This window comes from Caballeronia eucalypticola (assembly GCF_047608185.1).
GTDB lineage: Bacteria > Pseudomonadota > Gammaproteobacteria > Burkholderiales > Burkholderiaceae > Caballeronia.
The window spans coordinates 15,614-41,845 of the sequence record NZ_JBLKRU010000003.1 but is presented as its reverse complement, the minus strand read 5'-3'; the positions used below and the strand labels follow the sequence as shown (position 1 = coordinate 41,845).

24 protein-coding genes are annotated in these 26,232 nt (G+C 61.2%); 13 read left to right on the top strand and 11 right to left on the bottom strand.

The window, feature by feature from the left end; all coding sequences use genetic code 11:
- Nucleotides 1–280 precede the first annotated feature (280 nt).
- The 6 genes from dapC to cls all read left to right on the top strand — a co-directional run bounded on the left by dapC (nucleotide 281) and on the right by cls (nucleotide 6,407).
- Nucleotides 281–1,495 (top strand): succinyldiaminopimelate transaminase, encoded by a 1,215-nt coding sequence (gene dapC, locus ACMX25_RS04535; protein ID WP_414948351.1) that lies wholly within the window; start codon nucleotides 281–283, stop codon nucleotides 1,493–1,495.
- Nucleotides 1,496–1,546: 51 nt separating this feature from the next.
- Nucleotides 1,547–2,374 (top strand): 2,3,4,5-tetrahydropyridine-2,6-dicarboxylate N-succinyltransferase, encoded by an 828-nt coding sequence (dapD, locus tag ACMX25_RS04530; protein WP_414948350.1) that lies wholly within the window; start codon nucleotides 1,547–1,549, stop codon nucleotides 2,372–2,374.
- A gap of 3 nt (nucleotides 2,375–2,377) precedes the next feature.
- Nucleotides 2,378–2,740, top strand: a complete 363-nt coding sequence (locus tag ACMX25_RS04525; RefSeq protein WP_414948349.1) for an ArsC family reductase — start codon at nucleotides 2,378–2,380, stop codon at nucleotides 2,738–2,740.
- Nucleotides 2,741–2,856: 116 nt separating this feature from the next.
- On the top strand, nucleotides 2,857–3,996 hold the full coding sequence (dapE, locus tag ACMX25_RS04520) for a succinyl-diaminopimelate desuccinylase (RefSeq protein ID WP_414948348.1): 1,140 nt from the start codon (nucleotides 2,857–2,859) through the stop codon (nucleotides 3,994–3,996).
- A 28-nt stretch (nucleotides 3,997–4,024) separates the two neighbouring features.
- Nucleotides 4,025–4,909: a 50S ribosomal protein L3 N(5)-glutamine methyltransferase gene (prmB, locus tag ACMX25_RS04515; RefSeq protein WP_414948347.1), complete on the top strand. Its 885-nt coding sequence runs from the start codon at nucleotides 4,025–4,027 to the stop codon at nucleotides 4,907–4,909.
- 34 nt (nucleotides 4,910–4,943) lie between these two features.
- A complete protein-coding gene (cls, locus tag ACMX25_RS04510; protein ID WP_414948346.1) occupies nucleotides 4,944–6,407 on the top strand; it encodes a cardiolipin synthase in 1,464 nt (487 codons plus the stop codon).
- A 20-nt stretch (nucleotides 6,408–6,427) separates the two neighbouring features.
- On the opposite strand, the gene ACMX25_RS04505 is transcribed toward cls, so the two are convergent.
- From ACMX25_RS04505 to ACMX25_RS04490, 4 genes are all read right to left on the bottom strand, one after another.
- Entirely contained in the window at nucleotides 6,428–7,345 is a 918-nt protein-coding gene (locus tag ACMX25_RS04505) for a dihydrodipicolinate synthase family protein (RefSeq protein WP_414948345.1), read from the bottom strand.
- A 25-nt stretch (nucleotides 7,346–7,370) separates the two neighbouring features.
- A complete protein-coding gene (locus ACMX25_RS04500; RefSeq protein WP_414948344.1) occupies nucleotides 7,371–9,083 on the bottom strand; it encodes an IlvD/Edd family dehydratase in 1,713 nt (570 codons plus the stop codon).
- Between the two features lie 85 nt (nucleotides 9,084–9,168).
- Nucleotides 9,169–9,957: a FadR/GntR family transcriptional regulator gene (locus ACMX25_RS04495; RefSeq protein ID WP_414948343.1), complete on the bottom strand. Its 789-nt coding sequence runs from the start codon at nucleotides 9,955–9,957 to the stop codon at nucleotides 9,169–9,171.
- Nucleotides 9,958–10,289: 332 nt separating this feature from the next.
- Nucleotides 10,290–10,769, bottom strand: coding sequence for a glutathione peroxidase (locus ACMX25_RS04490; protein ID WP_414948342.1), 480 nt, complete (start codon nucleotides 10,767–10,769; stop codon nucleotides 10,290–10,292).
- A gap of 156 nt (nucleotides 10,770–10,925) precedes the next feature.
- On the opposite strand from ACMX25_RS04490, the gene ACMX25_RS04485 reads away from it, so the two are divergent.
- Nucleotides 10,926–12,863 carry an ATP-binding cassette domain-containing protein gene (locus tag ACMX25_RS04485; protein WP_414948341.1) on the top strand — a complete coding sequence of 646 codons (1,938 nt, stop codon included), beginning with the start codon at nucleotides 10,926–10,928 and terminating at the stop codon, nucleotides 12,861–12,863.
- Nucleotides 12,864–12,894: 31 nt separating this feature from the next.
- Here ACMX25_RS04485 and ACMX25_RS04480 read toward each other — a convergent pair whose 3' ends face one another.
- The 3 genes from ACMX25_RS04480 to alr form a co-directional block, all read right to left on the bottom strand.
- Nucleotides 12,895–13,158, bottom strand: a complete 264-nt coding sequence (locus ACMX25_RS04480; RefSeq protein ID WP_213763131.1) for a DUF2866 domain-containing protein — start codon at nucleotides 13,156–13,158, stop codon at nucleotides 12,895–12,897.
- Between the two features lie 138 nt (nucleotides 13,159–13,296).
- Nucleotides 13,297–14,685, bottom strand: a complete 1,389-nt coding sequence (radA, locus tag ACMX25_RS04475; protein WP_414948340.1) for a DNA repair protein RadA — start codon at nucleotides 14,683–14,685, stop codon at nucleotides 13,297–13,299.
- 43 nt (nucleotides 14,686–14,728) lie between these two features.
- Complete coding sequence (gene alr / locus ACMX25_RS04470) at nucleotides 14,729–15,799, bottom strand: alanine racemase (protein WP_414948339.1); 1,071 nt, start codon at nucleotides 15,797–15,799, stop codon at nucleotides 14,729–14,731.
- Between the two features lie 526 nt (nucleotides 15,800–16,325).
- Here alr and lplT point away from each other — a divergent pair.
- From lplT to thiD, 4 genes are all read left to right on the top strand, one after another.
- Nucleotides 16,326–17,633, top strand: a complete 1,308-nt coding sequence (gene lplT, locus ACMX25_RS04465; protein ID WP_414948338.1) for a lysophospholipid transporter LplT — start codon at nucleotides 16,326–16,328, stop codon at nucleotides 17,631–17,633.
- A gap of 131 nt (nucleotides 17,634–17,764) precedes the next feature.
- Nucleotides 17,765–18,580, top strand: coding sequence for a hydroxyethylthiazole kinase (thiM, locus tag ACMX25_RS04460; protein ID WP_414948676.1), 816 nt, complete (start codon nucleotides 17,765–17,767; stop codon nucleotides 18,578–18,580).
- Nucleotides 18,580–19,206, top strand: a complete 627-nt coding sequence (gene thiE / locus ACMX25_RS04455; RefSeq protein WP_414948337.1) for a thiamine phosphate synthase — start codon at nucleotides 18,580–18,582, stop codon at nucleotides 19,204–19,206. The genes thiM and thiE overlap by 1 nt, the downstream gene beginning before the upstream one ends.
- Nucleotides 19,207–19,221: 15 nt before the next feature.
- Nucleotides 19,222–20,028, top strand: a complete 807-nt coding sequence (thiD, locus tag ACMX25_RS04450; protein ID WP_414948336.1) for a bifunctional hydroxymethylpyrimidine kinase/phosphomethylpyrimidine kinase — start codon at nucleotides 19,222–19,224, stop codon at nucleotides 20,026–20,028.
- Between the two features lie 30 nt (nucleotides 20,029–20,058).
- Here thiD and ACMX25_RS04445 read toward each other — a convergent pair whose 3' ends face one another.
- Genes ACMX25_RS04445 through tsaB form a run of 4 tightly spaced genes read right to left on the bottom strand, consistent with a single transcriptional unit; the run spans nucleotide 20,059 to nucleotide 23,363 of the window.
- Nucleotides 20,059–21,015 carry a DUF1853 family protein gene (locus tag ACMX25_RS04445; protein ID WP_414948335.1) on the bottom strand — a complete coding sequence of 319 codons (957 nt, stop codon included), beginning with the start codon at nucleotides 21,013–21,015 and terminating at the stop codon, nucleotides 20,059–20,061.
- Complete coding sequence (locus ACMX25_RS04440; protein WP_414948334.1) at nucleotides 21,012–21,992, bottom strand: uracil-DNA glycosylase; 981 nt, start codon at nucleotides 21,990–21,992, stop codon at nucleotides 21,012–21,014. Before ACMX25_RS04440 ends, ACMX25_RS04445 begins: the two co-directional genes overlap by 4 nt.
- Nucleotides 21,979–22,473, bottom strand: a complete 495-nt coding sequence (rimI, locus tag ACMX25_RS04435) for a ribosomal protein S18-alanine N-acetyltransferase (RefSeq protein ID WP_414948333.1) — start codon at nucleotides 22,471–22,473, stop codon at nucleotides 21,979–21,981. Before rimI ends, ACMX25_RS04440 begins: the two co-directional genes overlap by 14 nt.
- Nucleotides 22,470–23,363, bottom strand: a complete 894-nt coding sequence (gene tsaB / locus ACMX25_RS04430) for a tRNA (adenosine(37)-N6)-threonylcarbamoyltransferase complex dimerization subunit type 1 TsaB (protein WP_414948332.1) — start codon at nucleotides 23,361–23,363, stop codon at nucleotides 22,470–22,472. Before tsaB ends, rimI begins: the two co-directional genes overlap by 4 nt.
- A gap of 197 nt (nucleotides 23,364–23,560) precedes the next feature.
- On the opposite strand from tsaB, the gene ACMX25_RS04425 reads away from it, so the two are divergent.
- Nucleotides 23,561–23,839, top strand: coding sequence for an acyl-CoA-binding protein (locus tag ACMX25_RS04425; protein WP_414948331.1), 279 nt, complete (start codon nucleotides 23,561–23,563; stop codon nucleotides 23,837–23,839).
- Nucleotides 23,840–24,353: 514 nt separating this feature from the next.
- Nucleotides 24,354–26,027, top strand: a complete 1,674-nt coding sequence (locus ACMX25_RS04420) for a DEAD/DEAH box helicase (RefSeq protein WP_414948330.1) — start codon at nucleotides 24,354–24,356, stop codon at nucleotides 26,025–26,027.
- Nucleotides 26,028–26,232 lie beyond the last annotated feature (205 nt).

The window sequence follows — 26,232 nt, the reverse complement described above, 5'->3', positions numbered from 1 at the left end:
GGCGAACGGTGACAATCATACCATCGCCCGTCTTGAATTCTTTTGGTTTGCTGACACAGGGATTTCTCCTCGCAACGGCAGGCCTGCCGGGTTCTGCACGGCAGATGCCGGGTGATTTCAGCGCGATTGCCGGCGGCCGTGGCCGGACGCCTTCCCGCGTTGGAACCCGCTTTCCCCGCCCCGGCAAAAACCGCCCTGACGCCCCTGCAAACCCAACCAGGGGCGACGAGGGGGATATAATCCGAGCCTTGTCGTTTTCAACGTCTGCACCGACTTCGCCGTGAATCCACTTCTCCAGAAACTTCAGCCGTATCCATTCGAAAAATTGCGCGCGCTATTCAAAGGCGTCACGCCGCGCGCCGATTGGACGCCTATCAGCTTCGGTATTGGTGAGCCGAAACATGCAACGCCGGCGCTGATTCGCGAGGCAGTCGTGAACGCGATGTCCGGCCTCGCGTCCTATCCCGCTACGGCGGGCAGCGAGCCATTGCGCCAGGCCATTGCTGACTGGACAAAAGAGCGCTACGGCCTGCCCGAGGTCAATGCCGCCACGGAAGTCTTGCCCGTCTCCGGCTCCCGTGAAGCGCTTTTTTCGCTCGCCCAGACGGTGATCGACAGCCGCAGCAAGGGCGAGGCGCCCATTGTGGTCTGCCCGAATCCGTTCTATCAGATCTACGAAGGCGCAGCCTTGCTGGCCGGCGCCGAGCCGTACTTCGTGAACAGCGATCCGGCGCGCAACTTCGCCTGCGATTACGCAGCCGTCCCCGACGCCGTCTGGGCACGCACCCAATTGCTCTACGTTTGCTCGCCGGGCAACCCGACCGGCGCGGTGCTGACGTTGGAAGACTGGCGCGAGCTGTTCGCGCTCTCGGATCGCCACGGCTTCGTGATTGCCTCCGATGAATGCTATTCCGAGATCTATTTCAACGAAGCCACGCCTCCGCTGGGCTGCCTGGAAGCCGCCCACAAGCTCGGCCGCGGTTTCGACCGGCTGGTGATGCTGTCGAGCTTGTCCAAGCGTTCGAACGTACCCGGCATGCGCTCGGGTTTTGTCGCCGGCGATGCGTCGATACTCAAGCAATTCCTGCTCTACCGCACCTATCACGGCGCAGCGCTCTCACCCATGTTTCAGGCAGCGAGCGTGGTTGCGTGGAAAGACGAGGCGCATGTGCGCGAAAACCGCGCGCTGTACCTCAGGAAATTCACGACCGTCACTCCCATGCTCGCCGAGGTGCTCGACGTCCATCTGCCCGACGCCGCGTTCTATTTGTGGGCGAACGTGGCGCGCACCGGACTCACCGACACCGAGTTCGCCGCCCGCCTTCACGCCGACTATAATGTGACGGTTTTGCCGGGCTCGTATCTGGCGCGAGACGCGCACGGCACGAATCCCGGCAGCGGCTTCATTCGCATTGCGCTAGTTGCCGATGTCGACGAATGCGTGGAAGGTGCACGGCGTATCGTCGAATTTTGCAGCGCGCTTGCTCAGCGGTAGTTGGCCCGGTAACTCCCTCCTTAAATCGCAGCACTCACTTAAGTCACGACCATGTCGCAACAACTTCAGCAGATCATCGATACCGCCTGGGACAACCGCGCCGAGCTGTCGCCGAAATCGGCCCCTGCCGACGTGAGCGAGGCTGTCGCTCACGCCATCGAGCAACTCGATAAAGGCTTGGCCCGCGTTGCCGAGAAACGGGACGGCGAATGGATCGTGAATCAATGGCTGAAGAAAGCAGTGTTGCTGTCGTTCCGCCTGGAAGACAACGCGCCGATGCCGGCTGGCGGTTACAGCCAGTTCTACGACAAAGTGCCGTCGAAGTTCGCCAACTACACGGCCGAAGATTTCGCTGCAGGCGGTTTTCGCGTCGTGCCGCCGGCTATTGCCCGCCGCGGTGCGTTTATCGCTAAAAACGTCGTGCTGATGCCGTCGTACACGAACATCGGCGCGTATGTCGATGAAGGCACGATGGTCGATACCTGGGCCACCGTCGGTTCGTGCGCGCAGATCGGCAAGAACGTGCACTTGTCGGGCGGCGTGGGCATTGGCGGCGTGCTGGAGCCGCTGCAGGCGAACCCGGTGATCATCGAAGACAACTGCTTTATTGGCGCGCGTTCGGAAGTCGTGGAAGGTGTGATCGTGGAAGAGAACTCCGTGATTTCCATGGGTGTGTATCTCGGCCAGAGCACCAAGATCTATGATCGCGAAACGGGTTCGGTCACGTATGGCCGCATCCCGGCGGGATCGGTCGTGGTCGCGGGCAACCTGCCGTCGAAGGACGGTTCGCACAGCCTGTACTGCGCGGTGATCGTGAAGAAGGTGGACGCGAAAACGCGTGCCAAGGTTGGCCTGAACGAGTTGCTGCGAGGCGATTGATCCATGGCCGCGAAAAAGATCGTCGTGTATGGCATTCCGAATTGCGACACCGTGCGAAAAGCACGCGTTTGGCTGGAAGAACATGACGTGCCGTTCGAGTTCCACGACTTCAAGAAAGCCGGGGTGAACACAGCCTTGTTGCAGGACTGGTTGAAGGACGTCACGCTCGACGAACTGATCAACCGGCGCGGCACGACGTGGCGCGGCCTGTCGGATACCTACAAGGACGAAGCCGGTTCCACCGCCGGTGCGATCGCGTTGATGATCCACAAGCCGTCGATCATCAAGCGGCCCGTGCTGGTCGTGAACGGCCGCGTGAAATCGCTCGGATTCGATGCCGAGAAGTACGAAACGCTGTTCGTTTAAAGATTGAGCTCCAAGCTTTTAAGCGCAGCATCGCGTGCCCCTTCAATAAAGGCGCGCGAATCTTGATCCCTGCCGGCCGCCGCGCCGGCATTTTTTATTGAAAGTGGCTCGAATCCATGTCCGGCACCCTTCTTCTCTCGGAACAACTCATCGCGCGCGCGTCCGTCACGCCCGACGATCAGCATTGCCAGAACGTGTTGATCGAGCGCCTGGCCGCGATCGGCTTCGAGTGCGAAACGATCGCGTCGGGCGGCGTCACGAATCTCTGGGCCGTGAAACGCGGCACGGACGGAACCGACGGCAAGCTCCTCGCGTTCGCCGGTCATACCGACGTCGTGCCGACCGGGCCGCTGGAACAATGGACATCGCCTCCGTTCGTGCCGACTCACCGCGACGGCAAGTTGTACGGTCGCGGCGCAGCGGACATGAAGACGTCGATCGCCGCGTTCGTCGTGTCGAGCGAAGAGTTCATAGCGGCGCATCCGGCGCATCGCGGCTCGCTTGCATTCCTGATCACCAGCGACGAAGAAGGCCCCGCCACCGACGGCACCGTCAAAGTGATCGAAGCGTTGAAAGCGCGCGGCGAGCGGCTGGATTACTGCATTGTGGGCGAACCCACTTCAAGCGCCACGCTCGGCGATATGGTCAAGAACGGCCGTCGCGGTTCCATGTCCGGCAGGCTGGTCGTGAAAGGCGTGCAAGGGCATATTGCTTACCCGCATCTCGCGAAGAATCCAATTCACTTGCTCGCGCCAGCGCTCGCTGAACTGGTCTCCACGCATTGGGACGACGGCAACGAATATTTCCCGCCGACCACGTGGCAAGTGTCCAACTTGCACAGCGGCACGGGCGCAACGAACGTGATCCCGGGTCATATCGACTTGATGTTCAATTTCCGCTTTTCCACGGCAAGCACGGTGGAAGGGCTGCAAAGCCGCGTTCACGCGATCCTCGATAAACACGCGCTCGACTACGATCTCGCGTGGAGCGTCAGCGGCCTGCCGTTCCTCACGCCGCGCGGCACGTTGTCGAACGCGCTGGAACAAGCCATTTTCGATGAAACCGGCGTGCGCACCGAACTGTCCACCACGGGCGGCACATCAGATGGACGCTTCATTGCGCGCATCTGCGAACAGGTGGTCGAATTCGGACCGCCCAACGGCAGCATTCACAAGATCGACGAACACGTTGAAGTTGCGTTTATCGAACCATTGAAAAACGTGTACAAACGCGTGCTTGAAACCCTGCTTGCCTGATCCGACTCACCCTTATAAGGAGCCTGCGATGGCGCTTCCCTTCACCACCGTTCGCGATCTGCTGCGTTTTGCCGTCTCGCGTTTTACAGAGGCAAACTTGTCGTTCGGCCACGGTTCATCGAATGCATTCGATGAAGCCGCGTACCTTGTGCTGCATACCCTGCATTTGCCGCTCGACACACTCGACCCGTTCCTCGACGCCCGCCTGCTTGACACCGAAATTGACGCCATCATGAAAGTGATCGAGCGCCGCGCGACGGATCGCGTGCCAGCGGCATACATTACGAACGAAGCGTGGATGCACGGGCACCGTTTCTACGTCGATGAACGCGTGATCGTGCCGCGTTCGTTTATTGGCGAGTTGCTGCAGGATGGCTTGCAGCCGTATGTGCAGGACCCGGATGAAGTCTCGCGCGTGCTCGAACTCTGCACGGGTTCCGGTTGCCTCGCGATTCTGGCGGCGCAGGCGTTCGTGAATGCTGACATCGATGCCGTCGACATCTCCGCGCCCGCGCTGGAAGTCGCGCATAAAAACGTGGACGACTACGACCTGGATTCGCGCGTCGCGTTGTACGAAGGTGATCTGTTCGGACCGCTGCCCGTGGGCCGCTACGAAGTCATCATCACGAATCCGCCGTACGTCAACGCGCTGGCCATGCAGACCTTGCCCGCCGAATATCGCCACGAGCCGGAACTTGCGCTCGCGGGCGGCGCGGACGGCATGGATATCGTGAAGCGGATTGTGGGCGAAGCGCGCAAGTGGCTGACCGAAGACGGCGTGCTCGTCGTCGAAATTGGCAACGAACGGGCCAACGTTGAAGCCACGCTCGGCGGCCTCGACATTGTCTGGCTCTCGACCAGCGCCGGCGACGACAACGTGTTTCTCATCCAGGCAGCCGACTTGCCGGGCTGACGGCGTAACTTTCGACTTTAGGCCAAGCGCGCACATGCACTTCGAGTGGCAGGACTGGCTTCATCTGGGCACGTTCGTGATGCTCGCCCATTTGCTGGGCGCGGCCGCCGCGTGCCACGCGGTGCTCAACACGCGCACCTCGCAAGGCGCGGTCGCGTGGGCCGTGTCGCTTGTCGCCATGCCGTACTTCACGCTGATCCCGTATCTCTTTCTCGGGCGCAGCAAGTTCGCTGGTTACATCGACGCGCGCCGGCTGGAAAACGAGATCCTGCGCAAGAGCGCGCATCCGACAGAATGGAATTTTCCCGATGAAGCCGCCCGCCTGCGCGGCGCAGCGGCCGGAGATCCGGCGGAATATCTCGGCCATCCAACTATCCGTGCGCTGACGCGGTTGAGCGGCATGCCGTTCCTGCGCGGCAATTCCGTGCGTGTGCTGATCAACGGCGACGCCACGTTCGATGCAATTTTCAAAGCCATCGACGCAGCGAAAAGCTATGTGGTCGTGCAGTTTTTCATCGTCCGCGCCGATGATCTCGGCAATCAACTGAAAGACCTGCTGCTCAAAAAAGCGCAGCAAGGCGTGCGCGTTTATTTTCTCTACGACAGCATCGGCAGCTTCGATTTACCCAAACGCTACGTCAACACCTTGCGCGCGGGCGGCGTGCAAACGCATCCGTTCGCGACCAAGCGCAAGTTCGTCAATCGCTTCCAGATCAACTTCCGTAATCATCGGAAGATCGTGGTAGTCGATGGCGAATGTGCGTTTGTAGGCGGCCATAACGTGGGCGTCGAATATCTCGGCGCGAATCCGCGTTTGTCGCCCTGGCGCGATACGCACATTGAAGTGCGCGGCCCGGCGGTCGCGAGCATTCAGTTTGTGTTCATCGAAGACTGGTACTGGGCGACGCAGCGCATTCCGGAAGTGGAAGCGTCGAAGACATCAGCAGACGATATGAGCTGCCTCATCCTCGCGAGCGGCCCCGCCGACCATCAGGAAACGTGCTCGCTGTTTTTCGTCGAAGCAATCAACGCGGCGCGTTCGCGGATCTGGATCACGACGCCGTATCTCATTCCCGATGAAGCCGTGTTCTCGGCGCTGCGGCTTGCCGTTTTGCGCGGCGTCGACGTGCGAATCCTGATTCCTAGCCGCCGCGATCATCGCGTGGTGTTTGCTGCGTCGAAACTCTATGCCTACGATGCGCTGCTCGCAGGCGTGAAGATCTTTCGATATCGCCCGGGCTTCCTGCATCAGAAAGTGGTGCTGGTGGACGACATGTCCGCCGCCATTGGCAGCGCGAATCTCGATAACCGCTCGTTTCGTCTCAACTTCGAGATCATGGTCCTGACCGTGGACAAGGGCTTTGCGAGCGAAGTCGAAAAAATGCTGCTCGATGACTTTGCGCAATCATGGGAAATCAGCCGCGACGATTATCTCGGCGCGCCAGCATGGCGCCGCATGGCGATGCACGTCGCGCGCTTGTTTTCACCCATTCTTTGACGCGGGTTTAAGCCCCGCTTTTAGCCCACGTAAGGTCCGAGGTGATGGGCGAATCGCCGGGCGCATTCCAGGCCGAATGCTGTCGGCTTGATCCCGCGATCGTGCTTCACCTCAAACCCCATTCGCCATGCCGCAATGCGCTTGCCGTAACACGTGAGCGCGTCGAGCGACTGCATCACGAAGACAATCGCCGGCAACACCTCCTCGTAGTGCAGCTGCGCCGCGGCCGGATCGTCGTTCGCGAATGCGCGAAAAATCTCCACCTGATGATCGAAGCTGTCCGGCGCGACGATCATGCCCGCGCAACCGGCGCGCAAGTTGTCGAGCAACTCCTGCCCGCCGCGCCCATTGAAAACAGGCATTGTGCTGCCGGCCGCCGCCAGGCAGTCGATGGTCGTACGCAACACCGTCGCCGGGCCCTCACCCTTTAACCAGCGAAAATTCGGGCACTGCTGCGCCAGTTCGGCAAGCGCTTCCGGCGACAAACCGACGCCCAGATATTCCGGCGCGTTTTGAATGCCTGCGCCGGCTGTGTCCGTCAAGCCGTTCATGACGGCGGCGAAGAAATCGAAGTAAAAGCGTTCGGGCTCGGTTCGCGTGGATGGCGGTTGCAGAATCAGCCATTGCGCGCCGTGCGCCACGGCCCAATTGCCGAATTCGGTCTGCTCCTGGACGGTGTCGCCGGTGACGGTCACCGCCAGCGGGACGCGAGATTCAATGTCCTCGCGCGCCCAGTTCACCACTTGCTCACGCTCAGCCCGCGACAAACGCTGCACTTCGGTTGCGAGACCGAGTACCACGATACCGGGAGCACCGGCGGCAATGGTCCGCTCGACTTGCACGCGCATGGCGTCGCGATCGAGCTCGTTGTGTTCATCGAAATAAGCGTAGAGAACCGGCCAGATGCCGGCGGGCGAGAAATCGTTTGTTGCAGTCATATGCGTCGGACCTGATCTTCGATGTTCAATGAGAGTCGCGCGGCACAGGCGCGCCGCTTGAGCCGACGAGGAAATCAAGGTCGGCGCCCTGGTCCGCCTGCAGTACGTGATCGACGTAGAGCTTCACATAACCGCGCAGTGGCGACGCCGGCTTGGTCCATAACGCACGACGCCGTTCGAGTTCTTCATCGGAAACTTCCAGATGCAGCCGGCGCGCTTCGACATCGAGTTCAATCATGTCGCCGGTCTGCACAAGCGCGAGCGGTCCGCCCGCTGCCGCTTCCGGCGACACGTGCAAAACCACTGCGCCGTACGCAGTGCCGCTCATCCGGCCATCCGAAATGCGGACCATGTCGGTAATGCCCTTCTGGAGCACCTTTTTCGGCAGCGGCATGTTGCCGACTTCAGCGAACCCTGGATAACCCTTCGGCCCCGCGCCCTTCAAGACCATGACGCAGTGCTCATCGATATCAAGGGCTTCGTCATCCACCTTCGCGTGCAATTCCTCCACATTTTCGAACACAACCGCGCGGCCGCGATGTTTCAGCAAATGTTGCGATGCCGCCGACGGTTTGATCACGGCGCCATTCGGCGCGAGATTGCCCCTCAGCACTGCTATACCGGCCTTCGGCTTGAACGGTGCCGCGAACAGCGTGATGACTTTTTCGTCGTCGTTGCGGGCATTCGACACGTTGTCCCAGATCGTCTTGCCGTTCACGGTCAGCGCGTTCTTGTGCAGCAAACCGTGTTCGCCAAGCTGCTTCAGCACGGCCGGCAAACCGCCCGCGTAGTAGAAATCCTCCATTAGGTATTCGCCCGAAGGCTGGAGATTCACGAGACACGGCACGTCGGAACCCAGCTCCCAATCGTCGAGCGTCAGCGGCACGCCAATGCGCTTGGCGAGTGCGATCAGATGCACCACCGCATTCGTCGATCCGCCAATCGCGGCATTCGTGCGAATTGCGTTCTCGAAGGCTTCGCGCGTGAGGATTTTGTCCATCGTGAGGTCTTCATGCACCATATCGACGATACGCCGGCCCGCCATATGGGCCAGCACCTGACGGCGGGCATCGACGGCGGGAATGGCCGCGTTATGCGGCAAGCCCATGCCGAGCGATTCGACCATCGACGCCATGGTGGAGGCTGTGCCCATCGTCATGCAATGTCCGCGCGAACGGTTCATGCACGACTCGGCTTCGGTGAATTCCTCTTGCGTCATGGTGCCCGCGCGCACTTCCTCCGACATCTGCCAGACGCCCGTGCCCGAACCGATCGGCTTGCCGCGATAGCGACCGTTCAACATCGGCCCGCCGGATACGGCGAGCGCGGGCAAATTGCACGATGCCGCGCCCATCAGCAACGCGGGCGTGGTCTTGTCGCAGCCGACGAGCAGGATCACGCCATCGAGAGGATTGCCGCGAATCGATTCCTCCACATCCATTGACGCGAGATTGCGAAACAACATGGCGGTCGGTCTCAGGTTCGACTCGCCGAGCGACATCACCGGGAATTCGAGCGGTAGGCCGCCCGCCTCGCGAACACCCCGTTTCACGTATTCCGCCAGCTCACGGAAATGAGCGTTGCACGGCGTCAGTTCCGACCAGGTGTTGCAGATGCCGATCACCGGACGGCCATCGAAGTTGTCGTGGGGAATGCCCTGGTTTTTCATCCACGAGCGGTGAATGAAACCGTCCTTGCCGTGTGTACCGAACCATTGTTGCGAGCGAAGTTTGCGCATGTCTTGTCTCGTTGCGGAGCGCCGTTGTGGGGTGTTGAGATGGATGTGCGTGCCGGTTTAAGGACGACTTAAGGACGGCGCGCGATTACCCAATGTCCTGTTCTTGTTCTTGAGAAGCCATCTTTCTGGTCACAACTTCAGACCGAGCCGCGCCTTTTTCCAGCGCGTTGAAGTCACGTTGAGTGGCGAGCAGCAACCGCGTCATTGCCGCGTGCGCCTCTGCGGGCTGGCGGCTCCGGATTGCATCGAATACAGCGCAATGCTGTTCCAGCGACGCCTCTGCCGACAGCGCCTGCTTGCCGGTCAGGCGAATGCCTGCGTCCAGCGCGGCCCGGACCGTGCCGATCAATTGCGTGAAGACCCAATTCCCGGCCGCTTCGATAATGCCGGCGTGAAAAGCGACATCCGCCGCCGCCCAGCCTGCGCCGCGCGTGCCGTCCGCTTCGCCGGCCATCGCGTTCAGCGCGGCTTCGATCCGCGCAAGATCACGCTCGGAAGCCCTTGTTGCCGCAAGTTCGGCGGCACGTGGTTCGATCAACAAACGCGCTTCGACCAGCGCCTGGAAAAACGACACGTCCTCTACCCGCAAGACCGCCATGTCCAGCACCGACGCATCCAGCAATTTCCACGATTCCCGCGCGAGAACGGTCGCGCCCTTGCGTCGCCTGCTCTCGATCAGGCCAAGTGAAGCGAGCTTCTGCATCGCCTCGCGGGCAGCCGTACGGCTTACGCCATGCGCGGTGGCGAGTTCCATTTCGTTTGGCAAGGACGAGCCAACGGGGTAGTCGCCCGAAACGATCGCGTCAACTAGATGGACAACGATCGCCTCATGCAGCTTCGTCATGGTTGGCGAGCCTGCGTTTTCTGGTTTCATCGCGACGGCCAATGGGTATGGGTAGAAAAAATTAAATCATACTTAATTTCTCCGTAAAAAATGAATATGTCCGACATAATTTCAACTCACGGCAATTGGACGAAAGCCGTTGCCGGGCTTGGCGGGCCGCCGGGCGATTGTCTGAGCGCTATAACGTGCCCTTCGACTCGAGCGCTCCGGAGACATACAGGCGTGCAGAAACACCGGATGGGTTCCCGGGAACACAGACAGAATATGTTGATCGGCGACGCCCGGCCGGACGACGCCTTCAAAGAACCAGACAGCCGAAGCATCCGGTCCCGTCAGATCAAGCCACTAACGCCAATCAGGCGTCAGAGCAGCTTTTCGATATCACTCGAAATCGCATCCGGCTTCGTCACCGAGCCGAACCGGGTGATCACGTTGCCTTGCTTGTCGACCAGGAACTTCGTGAAGTTCCACTTGATGCCTTCCGTTCCCAGCACGCCCGGCGCTTCCTCGGTCAGATAACGGAACAGCGGATGCGCGTTCGCCCCGTTCACATCGACTTTCGCAAACATGGGAAACGTGACCCCATAGTTCTGCTCGCAAAAGCTGCCAATTTGCGCCGCATCGCCCGGTTCCTGTTTGCCAAACTGATTGCACGGGAAGCCCAGCACCGCAAACCCGCGATCCGCATAACGCTCGTGCAACTCCTGCAAGCCCTTGTACTGCGGCGTGAACCCGCACTCGCTCGCCGTGTTCACGATCAGCAGCACCTTGCCCTGATAACTGTCCATGCTGACGGTTTCGCCGCCCAGGGTTTCCGCCGAAAACGAGTAGATAGGGTTCATTCGATGCTCCGCCTGAAAAAATCCAGTCTAAGCGAAACCCGGGTCAAAAAACACTCGGCCGATCGGCTAACGGCGTCCCAATGTCAATGAGCCGGTGACGCGCACCCGCGCCGGTCTAAAATAGCGTTTTCCCGTACCTGCCTGGGTCTCCACGCCGTGATTCGCTTCAACCAGTTCAGCCTCGCCCGCGGCACCAAACCGCTCTTCGAACAGACCACGTTCGCGCTCAATCCTGGCGAAAAGGCGGGGCTCATCGGCGCTAACGGCGCGGGGAAGTCCACGCTCTTCTCCGTTCTGCGTGGCGATCTGCACTCCGACGGTGGCGATTTCTCGATGCCGCCGTCGTGGCAAATCGCGCACGTCGCGCAGGAAACGCCGGCCGTGGATCGCACCGCGCTCGACTACACGCTTGACGGCGACACGCAATTGCGACGCATCGAAGCGCGAATTGCGGCGGCATCGGCGGCTCACGACGGCGCCGCTGAAGCCGACGCGCACGCCGCTTTCGCCGACGCCGACGGTTATACCGCGCCCGCCCGCGCCGAAACCCTGCTGATCGGCCTGGGCTTCACGCTCGCGCAAACAAAAGAGCCCGTGGCGAGCTTCTCGGGCGGCTGGCGCATGCGCCTGAACCTGGCGCAAGCGCTGATGTGCCGCTCGGACCTGCTGCTGCTCGACGAACCCACGAACCACCTGGATCTCGACGCGATCATCTGGCTGGAAGACTGGTTGCACCGGTATCCGGGAACGCTGATCGTGATTTCTCACGATCGCGAATTCCTCGATTCCGTCTGCAATGTCACGCTGCATCTGGAAAACCGGCAGATCAAGCGTTACGGCGGCAATTACAGCCAGTTCGAAATCCTGCGCGCGCAACAAATCGCGTTGCAGCAAAGCGCGTACGTGAAGCAGCAAAAGACCGTCGAACATCTGCAAAGCTTCATCAATCGTTTCAAGGCGCAAGCGACCAAAGCGAAGCAGGCGCAAAGCCGTGTGAAGGCGCTGGAGCGCATGGAAATCATCGCCCCGGCGCACGCTTCTTCGCCTTTCACATTCGAGTTCCGCGCGCCGGATGCCGCGCCGAACCCGATGATGGTGATGGAGTCCGTGCGCTGCGGATATCACACGGACGCTGGTGAAGCGCCAATTGTGGAAGGCGTCACGCTGTCCATTCAGAACGGCCAGCGAATTGGCTTGCTGGGTGCGAACGGACAAGGGAAATCGACGCTCATCAAGACGCTGGCGGGCACGCTTGAAGCGTTGAGCGGCAAGGTGCGTGAGGGTAAGGGCTTGCGCATTGGCTATTTCGCGCAGCATCAACTTGAAACGCTGCGTCCGCAAGACTCGGCGCTGGAGCACGTGGCCCGGCTCGCGCCCGACACACGCGAACAGGAACTACGCGATTTCCTGGGTGGCTTCAATTTTTCCGGCGAGATGGCGACTGCGAAGATCGCGCCGTTTTCCGGTGGAGAAAAGGCGCGGCTCGCGCTTGCGCTGATCATCTGGCAAAAGCCAAATCTGCTGCTTCTCGACGAACCGACGAACCATCTGGATCTCGAAACGCGTCACGCGCTGACCATGGCGCTCGCGCAGTTCGAAGGCACGTTAATCCTGGTGTCGCACGATCGCCATTTGCTGCGCGCCACCACGGACAATTTCATGCTCGTGGCCAAACATCGGCTGCAGCCTTTTGATGGCGACCTCGACGATTATCGCGACTGGTTGCTGCAACACGCGGCCGAGCAGCGGGCGGCGGCCAAGGATATGGTCAACAACGGTTCAGCGGACGATTCGCTGGATTCGGGGCAGAACCGCAAGGAGCAGCGTCGCCAGGAGGCACAGGAGCGGCAGAAACTCTCACATTTGAAAAAGCCGCTGCAATCGCGGATTTCGAAGATCGAGAAGGAGATGGACAAGCTGAATGCCGAGAAAGCGCAGCTCGATATTTTCGTAGCCGACGCCGCCAGTTACGAGCCCGCCATGAAGACGCAACTCACGGAATCGATCCGCCGTCAGGCCGATGTGAACGGTCAGCTGGAAGCGCTCGAAGCGCAATGGTTAAAGGCGCACGAGGAACTGGAGCAGATTGGCTGAACGCCCGCTGCATTACTAGCCGTAGCGCCCTCTAGCGCCGGGGCAGCGTTTGCCGCGGCATGCCTTCGTCATCGACCAGTACGTGCTTGCGTCCCTTTACGTGTCGCCGAATGGTCGCCACGACCTCGTCTTCCGTCACGTCTTCGGCCACCACACGACGCGATATTTGCCCTTCAGCGTCGATCCACTCGACGATCCGGCATCCACCGCCCCATGGCTGCTGAATGGGCGCGGACACACGGCAACCGCGCAGATGGAAGGTTGGGCGAGACAAGGTTTGATCTGCGTGTTTCAAGGCGTGGTTCCTTTTTCCTTTTTGCGCTCGTATCCGGGTTTGTCGCGATACAAGCATAGAAAAACGACGCCCCGCGTGGGTTACAGGAACCCCGCGGTTTTTTACACGACATTACTAAGGGACGGATGCCAGGCAGCCTTAAGCCAGTGATCGCACGCGATCGATCGCTTCTTCAATCCGATCGACTGCGATCACTTCCAGCCCATCGATAGGTTGCTTCGGCGCGTTCGCCTTTGGAATCAGCGCGATCGAAAAGCCCAGTTTCGCGGCCTCTTTCAAGCGGTCCTGACCTCGTGGCGACGGCCTGATTTCACCCGCCAGCCCCACTTCGCCGAACACGATCAGGCCCTTCGGCAGCGCCTTGTTACGCATTGATGAATGAATCGCGAGCAATACAGCCAAATCGGCAGCGGGCTCCGTGATCTTCACACCACCCACCGCGTTCAGGAACACGTCCTGATCGAAGCACGCAATGCCCGCATGCCGATGCAACACAGCCAGCAACAACGCGAGCCGGTTCTGCTCCAGCCCTACGGCGAGCCTACGCGGATTCGGGACATGCGCGGTATCGACCAGCGCCTGCACTTCCACCAATAACGGCCGCGAGCCTTCTTGCGTCACCAGCACGCACGAACCCGGCACGCTCTGCGCATGCTGCGATAAAAACAGCGCCGATGGATTCGCCACGCCGCGCAAACCGCGCTCGGTCATCGCAAACACGCCAAGCTCGTTCACCGCGCCGAAGCGGTTCTTGAACGCGCGCACGAGGCGAAACGATGAGTGGGTATCGCCCTCGAAATACAGCACGGTGTCGACGATATGTTCAAGCACGCGCGGCCCGGCGAGATTGCCTTCCTTCGTCACGTGCCCGACCATGATGATGGCGGTGCCCGTCTGCTTCGCGATCCGCGTGAGCTGCGCTGCGCATTCGCGCACTTGCGCAACCGAGCCCGGCGCGGAGGTCAGCGCTTCGGAATAGACGGTTTGAATTGAATCGATGACCGCCACTTCCGGCCGCTCTGTATCGATAGTCGCCTGAATCCGCTCAAGCTGGATTTCCGCCAGCAAGCGCAAATCAGGCGCTGCATTCCCGGAATCGCCGAGCAAGCCAAGCCGCTGCGCTCGCAACGCGATCTGCGCGCCGGACTCTTCACCGCTGATATAAAGCGCGGGCCGCTCACGCGCAATTTCCGCCAGCGATTGCAGCAGTAGCGTGGATTTCCCGATGCCAGGATCGCCGCCGATCAGCACCACGCCGCCGGCCACCAGACCGCCGCCCAGCACCCGGTCGAATTCGCCGATACCCGTGGTAAAGCGCGGCACGTCCGACGCTTCGATCTCGGACAAGCGCTGCACCGGCGAGGTCTTCGCGAGCGCTTGAAAGCGATGCGCCGAGGGCGACTCCGCCACCGACTCGACCAGCGTGTTCCACGCTCCGCAGGCTGGACATTGACCTTGCCATTTCGGCGCCTGGCCGCCGCAGTCGCTACATACGTACAGTGTCTTGACCTTCGCTACTTTCGCCACTCGCCTTCCTGAATTCCGTCGTTATCTGGTCGAACAACCCGCTCTATTCCGCACGCATGGGCACACGCGGCGAGACTGCGCACATCAACTCATACCCGATCGTGCCGCACGCAGCCGCGACGTCATCGATCGGCAATTTCGTGCCCCACAACTCCACCGGCGCACCGATCCCGGCAGTTGGGATCGGGGTCAGGTCCACCGTCAGCATGTCCATGGATACCCGGCCGACGATCCGCGTCAGCACGCCATCGACAATAACCGGCGTGCCTTCGGGCGCCACTCGAGGATAACCGTCCGCATAACCGCACGCCACTACGCCGATCCGCATAGGACCTGTGGCCGAGAACACCGAACCGTAGCCAACCGAGTGCCCCGCCGCCACGGTCTGCACGCCGATCAGCTCGGACGCGAGCGTCATGGCGGGCTTCAATCCCGTGCTGGCGATATCAGCCGTTTTGCCCGACGGCGAAGCGCCGTACAAAATGATGCCCGGCCGCACCCAGTCGAAATGCGAACCTGCATGCCACAGCGTGGCTGCGGAATTGGCGAGGCTGCGCGCGCCGGCAATGCCTTCGGCACCGCGTTCGAACGCTTCGAGTTGATGATCGATGCCACGCGGGCCGTCGGCATCGGAGAAATGGGTCATCAGCGTGATCTGGCCAACGCCCTGCACTGCCCGCGCGCGTTCCCAAGCTGCCCGGAAACGCTCCGGCGTATAACCGAGCCGGTTCATGCCGCTGTTCATCTTCAACTGGATATTGACCGGCTTCGACAACCGCGCCATTTCCAGCATCCGCAACTGTTCATCGCAATGCACGGCGGTCGTCAGGCTGTATCGATCAATCACATCGATATCCGTCGGACGGAAAAAACCTTCCAGCAACAAAATAGGACCGGCCCAGCCCAACTCACGCAACTTGACCGCTTCTTCGAGGTCGAGCAGGCCAAAACCGTCTGTTGCGCGCAATCCGGGGAACGCTCGCGCCACGCCATGGCCATATGCATTGGCCTTGACCACAGCCCATATCTTTGATTTCGGCGCGTGACGGCGTGCGACAGCGAGATTGCTGGCGAGTGCAGCGGTGTGGATCGTGGCGGATATCGGGCGCGGCATGGAAGTTTGGTTGGAAAAAAGCAGGTGATGAGCAGGTGATTACGCGAGAGCGGTCACAGCTTGACGATGTCTGAACCTCTGCGCAAACATCATTGCGCCGACGTCATTATGGCAGCAGTCGATCGTGCCCTATTGATGATCGCCTGGAAGCATGGCGGAACAACCCAGGGTAGATGTGCCAACGGCCAATCATTGCATAGAATGGCCGTTTAACAAGAGACCGTGCGCGCGGTGATAAATCCGAAAATAGCCGATGTAGCGGCTCAATAGCTGAATCAGTACCCGAATCAATACCTTATAGGCGCCTTGCAGACCGGTGACGTTCCGGCCCGAACGTCTGCGAATTGTCATGCAGGTTACTGCTAGGCAGAATGCGCCTATTTTCGTGTTATAAAGCCGTGCACACAACCCATTTCGAACAGAAATTGCCTGATCGGGAGCCCGTGCGCGAAGCCGGACGCGAGCGACGAGCGCGCCGTGTGCGAACGGGGCGGATTACCCGCAGTGCGGACTAGCATCGGATCAGATGAAAAAAGGTTTTTACACCATCATGGCCGCGCAGTTTTTCTCGTCGCTGGCCGACAACGCCCTTCTGATCGCTGCGATCGCACTGCTGAAAGATCTTCACGCCCCGAACTGGATGACACCGCTGCTCAAGCTGTTCTTTGTGCTGTCATACGTTGTTCTGGCTGCTTTCGTCGGTGCCTTCGCAGACTCGAGACCGAAGGGCCACGTGATGTTCGTCACCAACTCGATCAAGGTCGTTGGCTGCCTGACCATGCTGGTCGGTGCGCATCCGTTGCTCGCCTACGGCATTGTCGGATTCGGCGCCGCGGCGTATTCGCCGGCGAAATACGGCATTCTCACCGAGCTGTTGCCCGCCGACCGTCTGGTCGCGGCGAACGGCTGGATCGAGGGCACCACGGTAGGGTCGATCATCCTCGGCACGGTCATGGGCGGTGCGTTGATCAGTCCGCACATTGCCTCGCACATTCTTCAGTGGCATATCCCGAAGGTCGATACCCCCGCCGAAGCCGCCATGCTCGTGATCGTGCTCATGTACATTGTCGCGGCCCTTTTCAACCTGCGGATTCCCGACACCGGCGCGCGTTATCCGAAGCAGGAACATCGTCCGCTCAAACTGATCACCGATTTCGCCGATTGTTTCAACGCGCTCTGGCACGACAAGCTCGGCCAGATCTCGCTCGCCGTGACCACGCTGTTCTGGGGCGCAGGCGCGACGCTGCAGTTCATCGTGCTGAAATGGGCGGAAGTGTCGCTCGGCATGTCGTTGTCGGAGGCCGCCATCTTGCAGGCGATCATCGCGGTCGGCGTCGCGGTCGGCGCTATCCTCGCGGCCGCCCGCGTGCCGCTGAAGAAGTCGCTCTCGGTGCTGCCGGTCGGCATCATGATGGGCATTGCAGTGATGCTGCTCGCGTTCTATTCGAAGCATCTGTTTCCGGTGCATTGGGGCATCTATTTCGGCCGCATGCACGTTCCGGGTTACCTGATCGTCGCGTATATCTTCCTGATGATCGTCGGCGGCTTGTCGGGCTTTTTCGTGGTGCCGATGAATGCGCTGCTGCAGCATCGCGGCCACGTGCTGTTGTCGGCGGGTCACTCCATCGCGGTACAGAATTTCAACGAGAATCTCTCGGTGCTCGTGATGTTGTGCCTATACGCGGTCCTCGTCTGGCTCGACGTCCCGATTCAATTCGTGATCGTGCTGTTCGGCACCTTCGTCTGCCTGATGATGTACTTCGTCATGCGACGGCATCAGGCCAATCAGCGGGCCTTCGACTCGGTCGCGCTGATCGGTGAATCGCGTCATTGAGCGGTGGCTTTGAACGGCGACCGTGGCGTCTCGTTTGCTCATGGCCAAACCCAAAGTCTGAAACGCCTCCGGGCATTCAACCGCCCGGCGCGCGATAATCCCGCTTGTCACCATTTTCTTTACACCCTGCCATGCTCGCCGCCGATCTCTTTTCGTTCGCCGTGCGCGTGCGCGAACGCGCGCCGCTCGTCCACTGCCTGACGAATCTCGTTGTCACGAACTTCACGGCGAACGTGCTGCTCGCGCTGGGCGCCGCGCCCGCCATGGTCATCGCCCGCGAGGAAGTGGGCGAATTCGTGCCGCTGGTCAACGCGGTATCGGTGAATCTCGGCACGCTCGACTTGCCGCAAAGCAAGGCGATCCGCGCGGCCGTCGAAGCTGCTAATCGCGCGCATAAACCATGGGTGCTCGATCCCGTGGCGGTCGGCCCGCTGAGTTTTCGCACGGCGTTCGCGTTCGATCTGCTCGATGCACATCCGAGCGTGATTCGCGGCAACGCGTCGGAGATCATCAGCTTGTCGGGCGGTGAATCGAGTGCACGTGGCGTCGACAGCACCGCGCTGGCCGAAGCCGCGCTCGACGCAGCCCAACTCCTCGCGCTGAATACAGGCGCCGTTGTCGCTGTCACGGGTCAAACCGATTACGTCACCGACGGCCGCCGGACGGTTTCGTTATCGAATGGATCGCCGTTGATGACGCGCGTGACCGGTGTGGGCTGTGCGTTATCGGCGACAGTCGCGGCGTTTGTCGGTGTTGCCGATAACGACGAACGCTGGGCCGCGACGGTCGCCGCTATCGCCTATTCGAGCATCGCGGGCGAACTGGCATCGCGCGACGCTGCGTTGCCGGGTAGTTTCGCGGTTGCGTATCTCGACCGGCTGGCATCGCTCGATGCAAACCTGTTCGCCGCCACGCTCGTATCGCGCGACGTCGCGCACGACGCGTGATGAAGCTCGATCTTTCGTTGTATCTCGTCCTCGATCCCGTGCAATGCGGCGGTCATGCGCGTGCGCTTGAAGTCACTCGAGCCGCGCTCGACAGCGGCGTCACGACCGTGCAACTACGCGCGCCAGAGTGGCATAAACGCGCATGGCTCGAGCTTGCGCTCGATCTGCTGCCGCTGACGCGCCAGTACGGCGTGCCGCTCATCATTAACGACCATGTAGATGTCGCGCTTGCGTCCGGCGCCGATGGCGTGCATATCGGCCAGAACGACTTGCCGCCGGATGTCGCCAGGAAGCTGCTTGGAGCGCGGGCGCTGATCGGGCTGTCGGTATCGAACGATGAGCAGGTCGATCACGCCAACACGCTGGGCGCCATGATCGATTACGTCGGCGTGGGACCGGTATTCGATACCCCCACCAAGCCGGACGCATCGGCGGCATGCGGTATCGATGGCCTCGCCGCGCTGTGTGCGCGTTCTGTTCACCCGACGGTGGCTATCGGCGGAATCCAGTTGCACAACGCCGCCGATGTCAAACGCGCGCGGCCGGGCGGGATCGCAGTGGTATCGGCGATCTGCACCGCCGTCGACCCACGGCTCGCCGCGCAACGATTGCTGGCATCCACCTGAGTCCTCCTGAATACCATGACCCAATCAATCCCCAACGTCCTCACCATTGCCGGTTCCGATTCCGGCGGCGGCGCTGGCATCCAGGCCGACCTCAAGGCGTTCTCGGCGCTCGGTGCGTATGGTCTGTCCGTTATCACGGCCCTCACCGCGCAGAACACGCGGGGCGTGACGGCCATCCATACGCCCGACGCATCGTTTGTCACCGCTCAGCTAGACGCTGTTTTCGACGATATCCGCATCGATGCCGTGAAGATCGGCATGCTCGCCAATGCGGACGTGGTACGCGCGGTAGCGGCGGCTTTGCGTCGATATCGGCCTGAACATGTGGTGCTTGATACCGTGATGATTTCCAAGAGCCATCATGCTTTGCTCGCGCCGGAGGCAGTGGCCGCGTTGCGCGACGAACTGCTGCCACTCGCGACTCTGGTCACGCCGAACTTGCCGGAAGCGGCTGCGTTGCTGAACGTGGCATCGGCCGAAGATGAAGACGCGATGGTGCGCCAAGGCGAAGCGCTGCGAGCATTGGGCGCGCGGGCGGTGTTGATGAAAGGCGGTCATCTGAGTTCCGCCGATAGCCCCGACTGGCTGATCGAGGAAAGCGGCGCGCTGCGCGTTGGCGGACCGCGCGTGCCGGTGAAGAACACGCATGGCACGGGGTGCACGTTGTCGTCATCGATTGCGGCGCTGCTGCCCCAACGCAACTCACTGACTGCCGCCACCACCGATGCCAAGCTCTATCTGACCGGCGCGATCGAGCAGAGCGCGCGGCTTGATGTTGGGCACGGAGTGGGCCCGGTGCATCATTTTTTCAGGTGGTGGTGAGGGGCGCTGTGCCGGGCTCGGCGGCGAGACTTAACCCGCAAATTCCGCGGCGCGCTCCGGCCATTCATCGGGCACGATGAAACCGCGTGAATGTTCGCGCCAGACAACGCCGGTTGCGCTATCGGAATGTTCGTAGCGCGCAACCATGATCGGTGAAGACAGCGTCGCAATGCGCTCGGACAGCACCGCCGTCTGCTCAACCAGCGCCTCACCCTCTTGCGCCGATAACGTTCGTTCTGCCATCCATCCCAACCTCGGCAACGAAGCGAAAAGCCCGTCCTTTTTCGAAGCATGCCATTCCGATGCCGTCTTCCACCACCCTCGCAGATGATCTGCGGCAAGCTCGGGCGGTGCATCGGATACTGAGCAAGGAGCGACATCGTCATCGCGATAAAACAAGCGGCCTTTGACGAACAACTCGGCGCGCCACGGCCCCTCGAATCCGAGCGATGCGAACTCATCGCGTGCGCTCAAACCCAGTTGGTGATTCAAGAGCCGCGCATGCTTCAGGTCGAAGCGATCCTGCAGATTAGGCCCGACGTAATGAGCCAACGTAGAAGCCCCCTCACCTTCGCCGATGTGCAGATAAAACTTCACCGCGAGCTCCCAGTGCAGCCGTTCGCCCTTTCCGTTCTCCAGCAGGAAATCGACTTCACCGAGCGTAAGTCCTGCCGTACGCAATGGGATATTCGCCGCGATAAGCCGCGCGTATGGGCCATGCGTCAGAAAGTAATCGAGTAACGCTTCGGCGTAAAAGCCGAGCCGCGTGAGCGATGGTTTGTGAGCCTGCGCGTGAAGTTCTCCAGGGTCGCGATCGAGCGCGATGAGCCAGGCCAACACGGCATCGCGCTCACTCTCCGTTGCGGCTGGCCGCGCGAGCGGCGCGCCCGCGTGCGAAGTGCTCAGCAAGTCCGGCGAGAACAGCAGCCACGCGAGATCCCTTACAGCGGGGTCGTGGAATGCCGTGATCTCGGCGGCAGCCGTCACTGGCCGTCTGCCGCCTGCAGCGACTTGCGATAAGTCGCTTGGGCGAGACACAGGTCGGCCCACGCCTTGGCTTTATCGGGGAGACTGCGCAGCAAATAGGCTGGGTGATACGTGACGATCACCGGCACACCTTGATAGTCGTGCACCCGTCCCCGCAGCGTCGCAATGCTCGCTTCCGTCTTGAGCAAACTCTGCGCAGCAAATCGCCCGAGCGCAACAATCAGCTTGGGTTTAACGAGTTCGACCTGGCGCTTGAGATACGGCTCGCAACGCGCGACTTCATCGAGTTCAGGATTGCGGTTACCGGGCGGGCGGCACTTGATCACGTTTGCAATGAACACGTTGTCTTCACGCGATAACGCCACCGCATGCAGCATGCTGTCGAGCAACTTGCCCGCTTGACCAACAAACGGTTCGCCCAGCTTGTCCTCGTTCTCGCCCGGTGCTTCGCCGATCAACATCCAGTCCGCTTCCCGGTCACCGACGCCGAACACCGAATTCGTGCGACGCTCGCACAAACGGCAGCGTTCGCACACGGCGACGCGAGCAGCCAGCGTGTCCCAGTCGAGGGTCGCGATATCGGCGGCGGTGTCGTCGATAGTTTCTGAAGCGGCGAGCGCTTGCGGAGCTACATCGTCGAGCCAGGGGAGGTCATCGAAGACGGGCGGCTCGGCGGTATCGATACGAGACGAATCGATCTTTGCCGACGGCGCTTGACGCGCGTTGCCCTCGCTCGCTTGCGCAGCGGAGAGAGCGGCATCGAGTGCGGTGAGCGTATCGACAGGATCAGCTTTCCGGGCCGCCGGCGCGTGCGCTGCTTCGACCGGCATGGGCGAAGCCGACCGATGCACCTCGAGCGCAGCTTTACGATCGGAAGACACGGCTGCGGACGCATCCGGCGATTCCGACACGGCCCCCCGCCTCACCCAGACCGTTCCCAGCCCGAACTCTTCGAGCATCGACTTATGCAGCGCCATCCACGGCCTCCTTTGAAAACGTCAGACGCATGACGAGTGCATCCTCGCGCGACCGATGCCGCGCGGGGTAATAGTTTTTGCGCCGCCCGATGGTCGCAAAACCAAAGCGCTCGTATAGCTGGATGGCGCGTGGATTCGACGGCCGCACTTCCAGCAGCACGCCATCGAGTTTCTGATGCCGCGAGATGCGCACCGCTTCGCGCAGCAACGTGAGCCCGGCGCCGGCGTGTTGCGCCTGGGGCGCCACGCACAGGTTCAGCAAATGCATTTCATCGACGACTGGCATGAGCACGCAATACCCCAGCAACGTCCCGGTGACATGACGCAGGCACACGCCGAAATAGCCGTTGCGCAGCGAATCCTGGAAATTGCCACGGGTCCACGGGAATTCATAAGCGAGCTTCTCGATGGCAGCGACCTCATCGAGATCGGCTTCCGTCATCGACGACAGATAACGATCCGCCATCAACACGCCGCTCACCGTAGAGGCTCCGTCGCTGGAACGACTGGAGCGGCGGGGTCGGCTTGATTGACCCGATTGGCTTGCTCTCCTGCAGCAGCCGCAGCGGCGTCTTTGGCGGCACGCGCATCCATGCGCTCGGCGGTGGTCTGCGCGACCTTGTTACGCACGTACTCCGGCGCGGCCTGGTCCGGCGCGATCGTCCGGCCGGCACGCAGCGCGCGTAATCCGGCAAGCGCCACGGGCAACGCGTGCGGCAGCGCATCGAAATCGATATGGCACGCCGGGGCAGCCGGCATGGCCAACCGTTCACCGAAAGCCGCCGCTGCATTGCCCGCCAGCGTGAACGGCTCGTCCGGCCGGACGATAGCCTCTGGCAGATCAAGCGATGCTGCCTGGATCGTGGCCCACTCTCCCGCCGATCCCGTCGCTGGGTCCCAGCGGAAATCCGCCCAGTACGCCTCGTTCATGCGGGCGTCGAGCGCGGCGAGCACGCGGGTCGCCGATGGCTCGTGCAAGCGCGCGAACTCCGCGCACGCGAGCAAGGTGCCGATCGGCACCACCGGCACGCTCAGCCCGAACGCCAGCCCCTGCGCGACGCCGGTCGCCGTGCGCAAACCGGTAAATGAACCCGGCCCGGCGCCGAACGCGATCGCGTTGCTTTCCTGCAGCTTCAGGCCGGCGGTATCGAATAATTCGCGGATCGCGGGCAGCAGACGCGTGCTGGAAACCGGTCCCGTCAATTCATGACTGAACCAGACGTGAACCTCACCCGCAGAATAATGAGGCGCGCTTTCATAGGCCGATGGCGCGGCATGGGACCCGGCAGCGGCCGCCGGGTCGGCGATCAGCAGCGCGACTGAGCAGAATTCGGTCGAGGTATCGAGGGCGAGCAAAACAGTGCGTGTCATGGCCGCTATTGTAATGCGTGAAGTAAAGTGAACTGCGGGAACCGAGTAGCCGCGAGTCGTTCTGCGCCACGGAGACAATGGCCGCCCCGTGCTTACTGCGCCTCTTCGCCCGGGGTTTCTGGAAGAAACCCTCGACAACCTCGCCCAACCCGCTTGCTATGATCGGCGGTCCTCAACCAGCATGTCCGGAGAACCGAATGAGCGGAATCAACGAACTCGACGCGCAATTTGCGCATGCCCAGGCAGACGTCAAGGAATTGCCCGAACGTCCGGGTAACCTGACGCTGCTGCGCCTCTACGCGCTTTACAAGCAAGCAAGCGTAGGCGATGTGCAAGGCGACAAGCCGGGTTTCGCCGATATCGCCGGCAAATACAAATACGACGCTTGGACCGCGCTCGCGGGCATGCCGCAGGACACCGCGAAGCAGCAATACATCGGGCTGGTGGAATCGTTGAAAAGCGGCGCATCGGCGTAAGACCGAAGGACTTAATCGCCGGACGGCTTCCACCATCCGGCGACTAAGCGCCTTGCAACGCTTTCATCAAGACGTAGGCGCCATGACCGCCAAGCGAAATTCCCCACCGCCCACAAACTGTAAGATGAATCAAACTGTCTTAAAATCTGGCGCAGCGCAACAATTGCCGCTATACTCTTGCCTGCGCTTCACTGTGACCGGGTGAATTGATGCTTTTTATCGATTCATTAGCTGTTCAACCCACGCAGCGCGGCGCCTCGTAGCGTTTTGCTCCAATCCAGTTTAGAAACTGTCCCCTCCCTGCTAGGCCTTTCTCGGCCGATCATGCATCAGGCTGACGACAAAGCCGCCTCGGCCTGTCGAATCCGATACAGCTTCTAACGAAAAGCTCGCCTTTATTGTTGCGAGCTGCCCCCGTTTTTCGATTTGCTCGCTGCTTCTTTGCTCGCTGAATCTGACGACTTGGGTATGCCGATTGGCGCCACACGCCTTATTCCCCGTTTCAAGGATCGACATGACTTCGAGCAACACCCATAGCCCGCTGGACTCCATCGCTGCACTGGCGCTCGGTGAAGACGCACCCGCCGCGCCGGCAGCATCTGTTTCGCCTGCTATCCCCGCCCCTATTTCTTCAGTTGCGCCCGTCGCCGCTGCTATCGCTGTGCAGACCGGCCCGAGCTTCGAATCGCTCGGCCTGTCGCCTGAGATCATTGTTGCCCTGACAGCTTCCGGCTATCAAGTGCCGACGCCGGTTCAGCAGCGCGCGATTCCCGCAGCGCTCGCCGGCCGCGACTTGCTGGTTTCCAGCCCGACCGGTTCGGGCAAGACCGCAGCATTCATGCTGCCGGCTATCGAACGTTTCTCACAGCTCGAAAAAGCCAAGGCTTCGGCTCCGCGTGAACCGCATGACCCGAACGCCCGCCCGGCTCGCCGTACCCAGCCGGTCGCTCGTCCGACCATGCTCGTCCTGACGCCGACCCGCGAACTCGCGATGCAGGTTACTGCTGCTGCGACCACGTACGGCAAGCACCTGCGCCGGTTGCGCACGGTCAGCATTCTCGGCGGTGTCGCGTATGGTCAGCAATTGATGCTGCTCGCGAAGAACCCGGAAATCCTGGTTGCTACGCCGGGTCGTCTGCTCGACCACCTGGAACGCGGCCGTATTGACCTGTCGCAACTGCAAATCCTCGTGCTGGATGAAGCTGACCGCATGCTGGACATGGGTTTCATCGACGATATCGAAACCATTGTTGCCGCTACGCCGGCCACGCGTCAGACGCTGCTGTTCTCGGCGACCATCGACGGCAAGATCAGCTCGCTGACCGGCCGCCTGTTGAAGAACCCGGAACGCATCGAGATCATTCAGAAGCTCGAAGCGCAGAACAACATTGCGCAAACCGTGCATTACGTCGATGACCGCGATCACAAGGATCGTCTGCTCGACCATCTGTTGCGCGATGCTGGCCTCGATCAGGCTATCGTTTTCACGGCAACCAAGAACGACGCTGACCAACTGGCTATCCGTTTGTCGGACGCTGGTTTTGAATCGGCTGCCCTGCACGGCGATTTGCCGCAAGGCGCGCGTAACCGCACGATTCGTGCACTGCGCGAGCGCAAGGTGCGCGTGCTGGTCGCGACCGATGTGGCCGCTCGCGGTATCGATATCCCCGGCATCACGCACGTGTTCAACTACGATCTGCCGAAGTTCGCGGAAGACTACGTTCACCGTATCGGCCGTACGGGCCGTGCTGGCCGTACGGGCACGGCAATCAGCCTCGTGCATCACGCTGAGCAAGGCGCGCTGAAGCGCATCGAGCGTTTCGTGCGCTTGCCGCTGAATGTCAGCGTAATTGCTGGTTTCGAACCGCGTCGTTCGGCTCCGGCCGGCGGTGGCGGCGGTCGTCCTGGCTTTGGCGGCCGTGGCCGTCCGGGCGCTGGTGCAGGCGGCGCAGGTCGTCGTTTCGGAAGCGGCGGTGCTGGCAACGGTGGTTCGGCCAAGCCGGGCGGCTGGGGCAACAAGCCGGCAAGCGCCGGCGGTGCTCGCGATTCACGCGACGGTGGTTCGCGTGACGGTTATCGTAGCGGCGGTGGATCGCGTGACGGTGGCTCGGGCTTCGGTGGCGGTTCGCGTGACGGTTATGCAGCACGTCGCAACGACGGCCCGCGCGCTCCGCGTCGCGGCAGCTAAATCGTAAAGAATGCAGCGCGCGCTTCTCGCGTGCGCCAGCAAAAAAAGAACCGATGCCTCGCGCGTCGGTTTTTTTTCGCCCACGCCCTCAATTTCACAATGCGGAAAGGGGTCTTGTGGCGCGAAATCGTTGGTGCATGGCACAAGTTCGAGCGTCTCAGTATGGGAAAGATTGTTTTATATCGTGGAATATAAATTTTAAACA